This window comes from Chroococcidiopsis sp. CCNUC1 (assembly GCF_023546805.1).
Taxonomy (GTDB): domain Bacteria; phylum Cyanobacteriota; class Cyanobacteriia; order Cyanobacteriales; family Chroococcidiopsidaceae; genus Chroococcidiopsis; species Chroococcidiopsis thermalis.
This window is the reverse complement of the sequence record NZ_CP097480.1, coordinates 3698386-3711312: the sequence shown is the minus strand read 5'-3', so window position 1 is coordinate 3711312 and position 12927 is coordinate 3698386. Positions and strand designations below refer to the sequence as shown.

Annotated in this window: 8 protein-coding genes and 1 pseudogene; 7 read left to right on the top strand and 2 right to left on the bottom strand. The window is 42.6% G+C overall.

All coding sequences use genetic code 11. From position 1 onward, the window contains the following. The first annotated feature begins 90 nt into the window (after window positions 1-90). Both M5J74_RS17255 and M5J74_RS17245 read left to right on the top strand, forming a co-directional pair. Window positions 91-3709: pseudogene (locus M5J74_RS17255) on the top strand (NB-ARC domain-containing protein). Between the two features lie 354 nt (window positions 3710-4063). Further along, window positions 4064-7633: an NB-ARC domain-containing protein gene (locus tag M5J74_RS17245; RefSeq protein WP_250012595.1), complete on the top strand. Its 3570-nt coding sequence runs from the start codon at window positions 4064-4066 to the stop codon at window positions 7631-7633. Window positions 7634-7903: 270 nt separating this feature from the next. On the opposite strand, the gene M5J74_RS17240 is transcribed toward M5J74_RS17245, so the two are convergent. After that, on the bottom strand, window positions 7904-8128 hold the full coding sequence (locus M5J74_RS17240; RefSeq protein ID WP_250012594.1) for a hypothetical protein: 225 nt from the start codon (window positions 8126-8128) through the stop codon (window positions 7904-7906). Between the two features lie 101 nt (window positions 8129-8229). Next, on the bottom strand, window positions 8230-9285 hold the full coding sequence (locus M5J74_RS17235) for a hypothetical protein (protein WP_250012593.1): 1056 nt from the start codon (window positions 9283-9285) through the stop codon (window positions 8230-8232). Window positions 9286-10157: 872 nt separating this feature from the next. On the opposite strand from M5J74_RS17235, the gene M5J74_RS17230 reads away from it, so the two are divergent. The 5 genes from M5J74_RS17230 to M5J74_RS17210 all read left to right on the top strand — a co-directional run bounded on the left by M5J74_RS17230 (window position 10158) and on the right by M5J74_RS17210 (window position 12803). Continuing rightward, window positions 10158-10733: a hypothetical protein gene (locus M5J74_RS17230; protein WP_106216939.1), complete on the top strand. Its 576-nt coding sequence runs from the start codon at window positions 10158-10160 to the stop codon at window positions 10731-10733. A 133-nt stretch (window positions 10734-10866) separates the two neighbouring features. Further along, the gene (locus M5J74_RS17225; protein WP_015155307.1) at window positions 10867-11478 is read left to right on the top strand and encodes a helix-turn-helix domain-containing protein; all 612 of its coding nucleotides are present in this window, start codon (window positions 10867-10869) and stop codon (window positions 11476-11478) included. A 38-nt stretch (window positions 11479-11516) separates the two neighbouring features. Continuing rightward, window positions 11517-11735, top strand: coding sequence for a hypothetical protein (locus M5J74_RS17220; RefSeq protein WP_250012592.1), 219 nt, complete (start codon window positions 11517-11519; stop codon window positions 11733-11735). A 338-nt stretch (window positions 11736-12073) separates the two neighbouring features. Next, window positions 12074-12463, top strand: a complete 390-nt coding sequence (locus M5J74_RS17215; protein WP_250012591.1) for a YdhR family protein — start codon at window positions 12074-12076, stop codon at window positions 12461-12463. Window positions 12464-12548: 85 nt separating this feature from the next. After that, window positions 12549-12803, top strand: a complete 255-nt coding sequence (locus tag M5J74_RS17210; protein ID WP_250012590.1) for a DUF1830 domain-containing protein — start codon at window positions 12549-12551, stop codon at window positions 12801-12803. The last annotated feature ends 124 nt before the right edge of the window (window positions 12804-12927 follow it).

The window sequence follows — 12927 nt, the reverse complement described above, 5'->3', positions numbered from 1 at the left end:
CATCTTGAATTCGGTTGCAAACCTCCGCGATCGGCAGATATTATGTCATCGGCAGACGAATGATACATTTCTTAAAAACCCGCTGTTCTAATGAACTTAAACAAGCTAAGGCGTAAGCGAGGGATCGTTTTAACTCGTGAAGGATGGCAAAAGTTTCAGAACGCAAAACTAGAGTTAGAGTTTCATGAAAAATATGGGGAAAAATTTACACTAGAAGAATTAAGCGGACGCACTCAATTAACAACTGCTACCCTCGCCAAAATACTAACTCGTGAAGAAGGGGTTGACAAGCGAACCCTAATTAATTTATTCGCAGCATTTAACTTAGAGCTGAATACAAGTGACTATTCACAGCCTAGCCTAGATGCAAAGCAACCAGAATGCGCGATCGCATTTACACATCAAGACTGGGGGGATGTGATTGATGTATCCATATTCTACGGACGTGCGGCAGAACTAGCCACGTTAGAGCAATGGATTATCGAAAGTCGCTGCCGAGTCGTAACGCTGTTGGGTGTGGGAGGCATTGGTAAATCTACTCTAGCTGCTAAGTTAGCAGAACAAGTTAAGGATAAATTTGAGTTTTTTCTTTGGAGATCTTTGTCCAATGCTCCATCACTCAAAGATCTTCTCGATAGCTTGCTGCAATTTTTCTCCAACGAGCAACAGGTTGAAACCGCTTTGCCAGACAATAATAGTCGGAGATTGTCGCAACTGATCGATTATTTACAAAAATACAGATGTCTACTATTACTCGATAACACTGAAACAATTATGCAATGTGGCGTTCAAACTGGGCGCTACTGTCAGGGATGTGAAGATTACGGTCAGCTTTTCAAACGGTTGGGAGAAGTTCCCCATCAAAGCTGCGTGCTGCTTACTAGTAGGGAAAAACCTAAAGAATTAGCCTTATTAGAAGGAGAAGCACTACCTGTTCGATCGCTACAACTGAGTGGTTTAAGTAAGTTAGAAGTAGAAAAAATCTTTCGCCTCAAAGGAATCTCCGGTTCTGACAAAGAATGGCAAACATTAGCCGAGCGCTATGCAGGCAATCCATTAGCATTAAAAATTATTGCTACGACTATTGGCGATATTTTTAATGGTAGCATATTAGAATTCTTGCAACAAACTACTATTGTATTTGGCGAACTACGCGAACTTTTAGAACAACAAGTTGAACGGTTATCAGATATAGAGAAAGAGTTAATCTATTGGCTAGTCATCAATCGAGAACCAGTCTCGATATTGCAATTACAAAATGATATTTTCTCTCAGTTAACATTGACAAACTTGTTAGAGGCTTTGGAGTCGTTAAGGAGGCGATCGCTAGTTGAGAAAAGTGCGGCACTTTTCACCCTTCAGCCTGTAGTCATGGAGTATGTGACGGCTCAATTGATTGGATTGATTTGTGCAGAAATAGTCAATCAAAAGATTGTCATTCTGAGAAAGATAGCTTTATTAAAAGTACAGAGTCAAGAGCAGGTAAAAGCTGTTCAAATTAGCTGTTTGATCGAGCCAATTCTAGAAGAACTACTGACTATTTTTAGAACCAAAAGTCAGATTAAGCAACGGTTATCTCAACTTTTATCTAAGTTAAGAATAGAATCTCCACATGAACCGGGATATACAGCGGGCAATCTGCTCAATCTACTTTGTTATCTCCAGACAGATTTAACTAATTATGACTTTTCTCATCTGAATATTTGGCAAGCCGATCTGCGCCAACGCACCTTACACAATGTAAATTTTGCCTACGCCGATCTCTCCAAATCTATATTTACTAAATCCTTTAGTAATATTTCCGCGATCGCCTTTAGTTACGATGGTAAAGTTGTGGCTGTAAGTGACGCTAGAGGCGAGATTTGCTTATGGCGAGAATTTATCGATGGCGAACAAATTTTGACCTTGCAAGGACATACAGATTGGGTGCAAGCGATCGCCTTTTGTCCCGATCGCGAACTCATTGGGAGTGTTAGTACTGACCAAACTTTAAGATTATGGAATATCAGCACTGGTCAATGTCTGAGAACTTGGCAAGGGCATTCTGAAAGAATACACTCAGTAGCATTTAGTCCTCAAGGTCATGCGATCGCTAGTAGTAGCGACGATCGCACGGTAAAGTTGTGGGATATCAGCACTGGTGAATGTATTAGGACAATGCAAGGACATACAGACTGGGTGTTTTCAGTCACATTTAGTCCTCAAGGTCATATCTTGGTCAGTGGTGGCAGAGATCGCACGATTCGCTGTTGGGATGTCAACACTGGTCGAATTGTGCAAACTTTACAGGGGCATACTGATTGTATCCGCACAGTTGCTTTCTGTCCTGATGGACAAACTTTTGCCAGTGGTTGTGACGATCGCACGGTGAAAATTTGGGATGTTAGTACTGGGAAATGTTGCCAAACCTTGCACGGACATACGGGTTGGGTGTTGTCAGTATGCTATAGCCCAGATGGACAAATTCTTGCTAGCAGTAGTAGCGATCGTACCATTAGATTGTGGCGTGCTGTCACTGGTGAGTGTATCAAAGTTTTGTCAGGACATACTGGAGCAATTCAGTCAACTACTTTTAGCCCCGATGGTAACACTCTAGCCAGTAGCTGTGACGGTCAAACAGCTATGTTATGGGATGTTAGTACTGGAGAAGCCTTGAGAACTGCACGAGGATATCACGACGGTGTCTGGTCGGTAGTCTTTAGTCCCGATGGTAAAACTATAGCGACTAGCGACAATAACCAGAAGGTGAAGTTGTGGGATACTAGCACTGGTCAATGTCGCAAAGCTTTGCAAGGACATACGGGTTGGATCAGAACAGTTACCTTTAGTCCCGATGGACAAACTTTTGCTAGTGGTTGTGACGATCGCACAGTAAAAATTTGGCATACCAGCAATGGGCAATGCTGCCAAACTTTGGAAGGTCATGCTAGTCGGGTAAAATCAATTACCTTCAATCCTCAAGGAAACGTTTTAGCTAGTGGTAGTGACGATCGCACAGTGCGACTCTGGAATCTTAGCACTGGACAATGCGTGAATGTTTTGGAACATACTCATGGAGTGTGGTCTGTTGCCTTTAGTCCTCAAGGTAAAATCTTAGCCACTGGCTGCGACGACCAAAAATTATGGTTGTGGGATTGTAACACCGGTGAATGCGACAAGATTCTCCAAGGTCACGCGGGTTGGATATTGTCAGTGATTTTCTTACCGATCCCCCAACCCCCTTGAAAAGGAGGGCGAAGAGGGAATCTTGGCTAGTGGCAGTAAAGATAAAACCGTGAGATTATGGGATGTTAGCACTGGTCAGTGTCTCAAAATTTTAGAGGGACATACAGGTTGGGTAACATCAGTTGCCTGCTCTGCGCAAGCACCTGCGGCAAACAGTCGAGATAGCCCAAATCTGTTGGCTAGTGGTAGCACTGACGCAACTGTCAAATTGTGGAATGTTAGCACTGGTCAGTGTGTCAAAACTTTTCAGGGACACACTCACTGGATTCGGTCAGTTGCTTTCTGCCCTCAAGGTAAAATTCTGGCTAGTAGTAGCGAAGACGAGACAGTTAAGCTGTGGGATATTTCGACTGGTGAGTGCATCAGAACTCTTAGGAGTAAAAAGCCTTATGAAGGCATGAACGTTACTGGCGTTACAGGTTTAACAGTAGCAGCGATCGCCTCTTTAAAAGCTTTAGGCGCAGTTGAGCATCCAGAAGAATAGTCATACCATTTTTTCAAAACTACGCTTGGAGGCGATCCCCTCTAGCCCCCCTTGACAAGGGGGAACTTAAAACTCTATTAAAAAGAGGGGAACGTAAAGCCCCCTTTTTTAAGGGGGTTGGGGATCTTCAAAAGCTATGCATATTAACCGAGAAGTATCGATTCATAAATAGATTTTTATCAAAAAATACATTAGAATTATTGAGAAAAAGTCTCTAAAAATCCGAACCTTGGTGCAAATAGACCTATCAGCATCGAGTTTCGGAAATTTTTCTGGATGCAACTCGGCTAAATCTAACCAAACAGCAGCAAATTCCAGTAGGGCTAAGAGTATAAAAAAATACTTGATTTGTCTATGGACTTGTTAAAACCAAAACGCAGTCGAGGTGTTATTCTCACTCGTGAAGGGTGGCAAAAGTTTCAGCAAGCAAAACTAGCTCTAGAAATCTTGGAGAAGGCTGGCAACAAGTTCACGTTGGAAGAATTAAGCGATCGCACGGGTTTAACGACTGTTACTCTGGGAAGAGTAATGAGTTGTAAAGAAGCAGTTGACAAGCGCACGCTTGTCAGCTTGTTTATGTCATTTAATCTAGAGTTGCAAAAAAGCGACTATGTTAACCCCAACCAAGTTAACACAAACCAAAATTTGGAGGAGCAACTAGAAGTTCAGGTTACTCCTAAGCGACAAGATCTCAAAGAAGCAATTTGCGTTTCAGTATTCTACGGGCGTATAGAAGAAATTGCCAAGTTGGAGCAATGGGTGCTAGAAGATCGCTGCCGAGTGGTAGCATTATTGGGCATGGGGGGAATTGGTAAAACTTCTCTGGCTGTCAAGCTGGCAACACAAATTCAGGATCGGTTTGAATACGTCCGGTGGATTTCGCTACGAGACGCGCCACCTGTCGAGACTGTTTTGGCTCAAGCGATCCAATTTGTATCTGATGAGCAAGAAATAGATTTGCCAGAAAGCATTGGTGAGAGAATATCGCGATTGCTTTTCTACTTGCGATCGTCTCGCTGTTTGCTGATTCTCGACAATGCGGAGTCGATTTTGTGCAGTGGTAGTCGAGCCGGACAATATCAGGAAGGATATGAAGGTTATGGAGAACTGTTAAAAAGAGTGGGAGAAACTCCCCACAATAGCTGCTTGCTGTTGACAAGTCGGGAAAAACCTAAAGATTTAGTCCCGCTTGAGGGCAAAGGATTGCTCGTGCGATCGCTTCCATTGAATGGTCTGAAGGCGACGGATGGTGAGAAAATCTTTAAAATTAAGGGGGTTTCTGGAGCGATCGCCGAATTAGAAACACTGGTCGATCGCTATGCAGGGAATGCTTTAGCATTAAAAATAGTGGCGACGACGATTCAAGATGTCTTCGATGGTAGTGTTTCGGAGTTTTTGAAACACAATACCGTAGTTTTTGGCGATATTCACGAACTTTTAGAGCAGCAGTTTGAGCGGTTAATAGATTTAGAACAGGCGATCGTCTACTGGCTGGCGATTAATCGGGAGCCTGTTGCACTGTCAGAATTGCGATCGGATTTTGTTACGCCAGTAGCGCAGGCAAAATTTATAGAAGCCGTAGAATCTCTGTCACGGCGAAGTTTGATTGAAAAAACTGAGGCACTTTTCACCCTCCAGCCTGTAGTCATGGAATATGTAACTGAGCGATTGGTAACTCAGGTTTGTTTAGAAATTTGTAGTGAAAAAATTGACTTTTTCAATTCCTACGCCCTGATGAAGGCTCAAGGAAAAGATTACGTTAAGGATACTCAAATTCGCCTCATCCTCAAACCAGTTAGCGATCGCCTGTTGAGTATCTTGAGAACGAAAAAAAGTCTAGAAAAGCAGCTAAATAAAATTAGAGTGACACTGCAAGAGCGCTCTCCGTTAGAACCAGGGTATGCAGCAGGAAATATTCTCAATTTATTTTGTCATCTGGAAACCGATCTAAGCGGTTATGATTTTTCTCATCTATGTGTTTGGCAAGCAGACCTACGGCGGGTAAAGTTGCACAATGTCAATTTCCAAAATACCGATTTATCTAAGTCTGTTTTTGCAGAAACTTTTGGTAGTGTTTCCTCGGTAGCTTTTAGCCCTGATAATAAAATCTTAGCAACGGCTGGTACTGACGGTGAGATCCACTTGTATCAAGTTTCGGATTGGAAACAACTTCTAACCTGTAAGGGTCACACTAACTGGGTTCCGTCATTAACCTTTAGTCCAGATGGTAGCATCCTTGCTAGCGGCAGTAGTGACTGCACAGTAAGGTTGTGGGATGTTGATACAGGGCAATGCTTGCAAACCTTTCAAGGACATGACAATGAGATTTGGTCAGTTGCGTTTGGTTCGGATGGTAGCACGTTAGTAAGTGGCAGTAACGACCACACGACGAAACTATGGAGTGTTAGCACAGGTGTTTGCCTCAAAACTTTCCAAGGACACACAAGTTGGGTAATATCAGTTGCTCTTAGTCCAGATGGACAGACGCTGGCAAGTGGCAGTGATGACAACACGATTAGATTGTGGGATGTTAGCACAGGCGAGTGCAAAATAATTTTCCGAGGGCATCGTGATGGAGTAAGGTCAATCGCGATCGATCCTGATGGTCATACACTAATAAGTAGCAGTGATGACCAGACTGTGAAGTTGTGGAATTTCAATACTGGTGAATGCATCAATACTCTACAAGGGCATCATGATGCTGTCTGGTCTGTTGCCTTTAGTCCTCAAGGTAATCTCATTGCTAGTGGCAGTCTCGATCATACAGTGAAGCTATGGAACGCTAGCACGGGTGAATGCCTTAAAACCCTTCAGGGACATTCTGGTTGGGTGTTTTCTGTTATCTTTAATTCGCAAGGGGATCTTCTTGCCAGTAGCAGTGACGACCAAACAGCAAAGCTATGGGACGTTAGCACTGGTCAATGTCTTAAATCTCTCAGTGGATATACCAGCCATTCCTGGTCGGTTGCTTACAGTCCGGATGGGCAATGGTTGGCAAGCGGCAGTCACGACTGCATAGTGAGATTGTGGGATATCAATACAGGACAAGCCTTGCAAACTTTTCAGGGACACCGTGCTGCGGTTCGAGCGGTTGCCTTCAGTCCAGATGAGCAATGGTTGGCAAGCGGCAGCGACGATCGAACAGTGAGGCTATGGGATGTCAATACGAGACAAATCTTGCAAACTTTTCAGGGACATGGTGCTGCGGTTGTGTCCGTTGCTTTCAGTCCAGACGGGCAAATGTTGGCTAGTGGCAGCGACGATCGAACGGTGAGGCTATGGGATGTCAATACGAGACAAATCTTGCAAACTTTTCAGGGACATGGTGCTGCGGTCGCATCAGTTGCCTTTAGTTTAGATGGGAAGACGGTGGCGAGTGGCGGATGGGATCAAACAGTCAAGCTTTGGAATGTCAGCACTGGTGAGTGCAAAGAAACCCTAAAAGGGCATAGAAATTGGGTTTGGTCAATTGCTTTTAGTCCGGACGGTCAGATGCTGGCAAGTGCCAGTTATGATGGTACAATCCGGTTGTGGAATGTTAGCACTAATGCTTGTTTAAAGATTTTCGAGGTTGGTGAGAATAATTCTATTGTTAAGACAATCGCCTTTAGTAAAGACGGTCAAATCCTAGCCAGTAGTAGTCCCGATCACACAATAAAGTTGTGGGATGTCATCACTGGTGAGTGCAAAAGAATCTTGCGTGGACATTCGGCTTTTGTCTGGTCAGTTGCCTTTAGCCCAGATAATCAAACTTTGGCTAGTAGTAGCACTGACGATACAATTCGACTTTGGGATGTGAGCGCGAGTGAGTGCTCAAAGACTTTGAGACCCAGCAAATTATATCAGGGAATGAATATCAGGGAGATTACAGGTTTGACTGCTGCGACGATTGCTACGTTGGAAGCATTGGGGGCGGTTACTTAAGAAAAACAGCATATTTAGCAGTTATGTGCAACAGTGGAGATTTCACTACTGTCAGAGAAGCCCACCGGAAAACTTGTTTGAAACGTCGGGTCAATAGACAGGAGATATCCTCTGCTTAATAAATGCCAATCCCTGATTGTCAACTATTAGGATAGCTAGGTCTAATCAGTCTCAGAGCTTCTTTAGACCCATACTTGACAGAGGCTAGACAATCAGGGACATCAACTATTAACTCAAGTCCGATCCATAAATTGTATAGATAGACGGAAACTAGATATCAGCCATGGGAATATCGCTTGGTAATCCTTGCGCGAATTCATCAAACATGATTCTTGCCAATTCAAACTCTGTGTCATCCAACACTTTTAGGCTGCTCTCACTGGGGCTGCTAACAGAATCGTCAGGACTCAAAGATTGCTGCTTAATGGCTGTGGCAGCAGAATCGTAAAAACTCAAAGATTGCTGCTCAATAGCTGTAGTTGTTGTAGTTTTCATTGACTTCTCCTTATGGTTTTGCTGAGTCATACTGCTAAGAGTGCCTTAACCAAGTTGTGCTAGGTTGTTGGCTTACTACGTAAGCAGCTAACAACTAGTTCTCAGTTGCTGCTGTCCTTACGCTCTAATGGTTTCAACACATCTTGAATTTCTCGATTTGATATGTAAGGTTCCTGAGGTGGGCTGAAACGCAACAACGCGACTTTGTAACAAGCATTAGCCACGCGAATGCGCTCTTGCGGAGTAAGCTCTGCAATCATCGCAATCGTCTCCTCTACATGCTTCACCTCAGTGGTGCTAGCAGCACTATGTACGCGCAGGCAGCGGGTAGCATTAATACCCGCAGGTAGCAATGCCTCCACCTTTTGGATGTATGCCTCTCCTATGCATATTCCTAAGCGTTCCGCAGTGTAGGAGTACCCTACACAATCGATTGGATCTGAGTCTTTTGCGCTTCGGGTGAAGTAATCTACTAAAACCTTTGCAGCGGGAGGAACAAGCGCTTCCACAACTGCTTCGGCTCTATATCCCATCGATTGAATATCCAGCAGAGCGAGTCGGTCGTGACCTGCCTCCTCTCTAGCTTTCTGTGCAGCCCACTGCGTCAATCTCCTGCGATCTGTTGAAGCAAAGCCTTGGGAGGCTTCCTCCATCAGTTGCGGGGTGCAATGGCACAGATGGTAAAAAGCTGCAAGTCGCCATACCCAGCGTGTAGGAGTCAAGGCTGGTGGTCTGCGGCTCGTCGTCACATCCCTCCAGGCACGCACTATTGCTCCATCCAACAGCTTCTGAGTCTCAGCCTTACTGCTTGCGTCAGCTAACTTCTCGGTGAAAACAGCGCCTTTCTTCATAGAATCAAGCTGATGCGCCCAACTGCATTTAGCAGTCTTCACCACCGTTGTGTCAGCCACAAAACCCGCTGATTCATTATCAGTTGCAGATTGTTGGTTACTATTAGGCTGGCTACTATTAGATGTATACTGCCAAGAACAGCTAGCCGTCTTCACCACCGTTGTATCAGCTACAAAACCCGCTGATTCAGCACTCTTGAAAGAAGTCATGTCACTTGGCGATGATATAGAAATCTCAGATGTTTGTTCGCCAGCCTCAAACTGTTTGGTCATTTGCACTTCCTCGGTTTGATGTTTAGCGTTCATTGTTAGCGAACTAGCTCCAATAAAGGTTGACAAACAGCTTTAATCGTGCATTAAAAAAGTATTAGACGACTTTCCTCATCTCTAAATAGCAGATTTATTCGCGATCGTGAGGACAAGATACGTAGTGCCGCTTCTGTCGATTTCGCCTTGCCTTCTCGAATGCGTCTATCGAGAGAGGCGTTATGAATTTCAGTTTGCTAGCTTCAAGATAATTTTCCAAGCAAAGATAACAAAGTTAAGAAAAAAACTTGAATTTGTGGATGTCAACAGTAGCTTAAAGCTAAAGCTGGAAATAGTTTTAGCTTTCCAAAAGTGTACGAAAAGACAAATTTTTATAATTTCTTAACATTCTTAAGTTTTAGATTGTCGGCTTAACTTGCTTAACTTTTAAAACTTTATAAAATTCACGAGGGTGAGCAGATAACACCAGTTTAGTTTGTCAAATATTAGTGATAAGGTATGATTATTTTACTGTGGCGATCGCGACACAATCGCCACAGAGGATACACTAACGCTTCAGTCACAACTTGGCGATCGCCATGAGTTTAGCCAAAATATAAGCAATTGCTTGAGCGTCGATAAAAAAACTAAATTTAAGAACGTTAGCCAATTCCAGCGTTTAGAGCAGCTAATTACTGAAATTCTTTACCAATGGGAGTTAGACCAACTTCCAGCCAAAGGATTTCATAGAGATTTCAATTTTTTGCTTATCTTTTTTATCTTTACTTGCTAAAACCCGATCCAAGTAGCACATTGGTAGTCACTGGCAATAATTTCCACGCAGACATCAAACTCTACAGTCAACCAAAGGATTGACGATTCCAACAAAATTCAGCTTCTACTCCTTTTTACATGGTAGAGGTTTTTAGGTGATGCAGCGGTTCAATTACTACAGAGACTTGCTTACAGATTATTCCAAGCCAGATTTGATTTCCAACGAGTTAGCGGTAAAGCTACTCAACGATGCAGAAGCATACATGTCTCTGCGCGAGGAGACACTTCCTCAAATTACCACAAACTATAGCCTAGTACAAATAGAACGAGAAAACAAAGATTGGTGGTCTACGCATTGTGAAGCCTGGCGACAGGGGCGGGGTGATATTCTAGCAAGGGAGTACACTGATGGACTGGTATACCTTTGTGCGGACGGACCTTTTTACAGCAGAACCGCAGCGAAGCACAGAGAAGAACATTGGTGGGCAATTACCGCTCAACCAGGTGTCACGATGAGTTGGCCCATTGTAATGTTCCATGATGAAGTCGTCTATACAGAATGGTGCTGTATAGATAACGAGATAAATGAAACAATTGCTAAAGGTAATGAGACTATACTACGACGCGGACACCGAGGCGGCTGCTATTTAAAATGCTCGCATCTAGATTTTTCTCGCGATGTTTATGCACCAAGGGAATTCTTATACTGGCTCAGGCGCGAACCAGAAACTTAGTAGATATTCGGACGAAAAGCTGACCCAAAGAATTGTTTTTAAGTACTGAAAAGTGAAAAAAATCTAAGTTCAATTAAATGTAGGAAAAGACCAGCAGAAAATTGTAGTTTCTTTAAGTAATGGGTGTGATTTTATGAACTCTAATCGCTTACTTGAGAGCCAAGAATTCCACACTGTCGATATAGATTCGCTGATTGAAAATGCTAGAATGGTCGGATTTCAAAAGTTCTTGCTTCAGTCTCATCCTCTTTTGAGTAAAGTTTTTGAATTTATCGAAGCACGTTATTGCGATTCAATTAGTCTGCGAGAGGTGGCTGAAGCGGTTGGTCGTTCTCCAGCGTACTTAACTGACCTTGTGCGACGGGAAACTGGAAAAACTGTGCTGAGCTGGATTGTGGAACGCCGCATGGCAGAAGCACGCTGTCTATTACTTGAAACTGGTCAGTCAGTAGAGCAGATTGCTGAAGCAGTAGGTTATTTTGATAGACGGCATTTCAGTCGCTTGTTTCTCCGGTTCCACGGATTGACTCCACAAGCTTGGCGGAGAAAATATCAAAGTAGGAGCGTTCCACTTTTGCAAGTAGACCTGAAAGAGGAAAAGCCAAGTAATCTGATTGAGCAAAGAGCCAAAACTATAACTGCTGTAGAAGCTCAAAGACTACAGGTTTGTATACAAGAGATTGTTGAGATTCTGTATCAGAACATAACAATTGGTCAAGAGAACTTGAATGAGGCATTTCTGTAGAAACTTGTAGATGCTATTTATTGGGGGTTGTTCAAATCATGAACCAACATCTATTTCACGATGAAATTACTCTGGCAGAACAAGCGGAAGAATTAGCAAAAAAGGCAATTAAGTTAGGATTAATTCCAAGTTTTGTTGTTCGACATTTTCCAGATAGTTGGGAATTCTATATCCCTAACGAAAAGGAATCTGCTGCTCTGACTCCAGAAGAAGCATATCTTCAGTTAAAGAAAATAACTGGAACTTTTAGCAAGTAGAGACGGAATAAATCTGCTAGTCTTCACTTCAATTGAGAACCAGAAAAAAGATAGCAGACTTGTCCCCAAAGTTTAGCCCTTGTGTTTGTATTTAGAGAGACATAAACTAATACAAAGTCACGTTCCTAACAACCAATAGACGGAAGCAGTGCGGAACGTATTGTGTATACGATCTATGTCTTTCACAATACGTTCCGCTTTTTCATATTTATGAAAATACAATTGGTCAGCCAATCGAGAGCTGAGAAAAACTAGTTTTTATTTAACCTTGTTTATTTAAGTCGCGATGACCGTAGACGGAGTACGCCTTGTTTCAATCAATCGAGTTGATGAGAAAAATGGCAAAAATTATCCAAATCGACTTCAAGCGCGATCGCTCGCAGAAGAAAACAGCTAGTAGCAGAACAGTTATGCTAGATTTTACCCAAGCGCTTGCTCAAGTTCCGGGGCTAATCCAGAAAATTTGGATGATTAACAACGAAAATACTTCAAAAGCAGGGGGTATTTATTTGTTTGAGGATGAAGCGAGTGTTTTTGATTATTTTAACGGACCAATATTTAATCGGATTATCAGCGATCCAAACTTTGAAGAGATTGTCGTTAAATCATTCGATCTTAATGAAAAATATACTTTTCTAGCTGAAGGTTCTGTTACCGATCTACTCAGAGGTTTAAGTAGTTTCAAGTCAAATAGTTTTAAAACTAGTAAAATTATTTTGTTTCAATAAGAAACATTTTATGTTTCATGACTGTATTAGTGTAAATGCGATGGACTGAATCTGACAATTTGATTTAGTAGGAAAATTGTAACAGATGGCTCTCATATTTGCTCCTCCACAAACTCAGCGTTCTCTAAAGCTTCTTTGTTGCTATGTGAATAGCACTCGAAAAATTCAGATTCTCCGAATTGCAAATGTTTCATATTGTCACTTTGAGCGCGTTATTTTCTCAGGTCAACGTATTTTATTTGAGGCTCCGAGAAATGCTCATTTAGAAATCCATACATGCGACATGTACAGTGCTATTTTGTCGGATAAGATACCCTGCGATCGCCTCCGAATAGATTGACTGGCAGCGCTCTTTTGAGTAAATTTAAGCTGGCTCAGAGAAGGCGATCGCAAAAATAAATGTCGCTACGACTAAATTAATGAATTCATTAAAAAAAATATAGAAATAAGTTTTTAAATATACG

Excerpts from the sequence above, each read along its gene's own strand:
- M5J74_RS17245 (WP_250012595.1), top strand. The coding sequence starts at position 4,064 with ATGGACTTGTTAAAACCAAAACGCAGTCGAGGTGTTATTCTCACTCGT.
- M5J74_RS17240 (WP_250012594.1), bottom strand. The coding sequence starts at position 8,128 with ATGAAAACTACAACAACTACAGCTATTGAGCAGCAATCTTTGAGTTTT.
- M5J74_RS17235 (WP_250012593.1), bottom strand. The coding sequence starts at position 9,285 with ATGAACGCTAAACATCAAACCGAGGAAGTGCAAATGACCAAACAGTTT.
- M5J74_RS17230 (WP_106216939.1), top strand. The coding sequence starts at position 10,158 with ATGCAGCGGTTCAATTACTACAGAGACTTGCTTACAGATTATTCCAAG.
- M5J74_RS17225 (WP_015155307.1), top strand. The coding sequence starts at position 10,867 with ATGAACTCTAATCGCTTACTTGAGAGCCAAGAATTCCACACTGTCGAT.
- M5J74_RS17220 (WP_250012592.1), top strand. The coding sequence starts at position 11,517 with ATGAACCAACATCTATTTCACGATGAAATTACTCTGGCAGAACAAGCG.
- M5J74_RS17215 (WP_250012591.1), top strand. The coding sequence starts at position 12,074 with ATGGCAAAAATTATCCAAATCGACTTCAAGCGCGATCGCTCGCAGAAG.
- M5J74_RS17210 (WP_250012590.1), top strand. The coding sequence starts at position 12,549 with ATGGCTCTCATATTTGCTCCTCCACAAACTCAGCGTTCTCTAAAGCTT.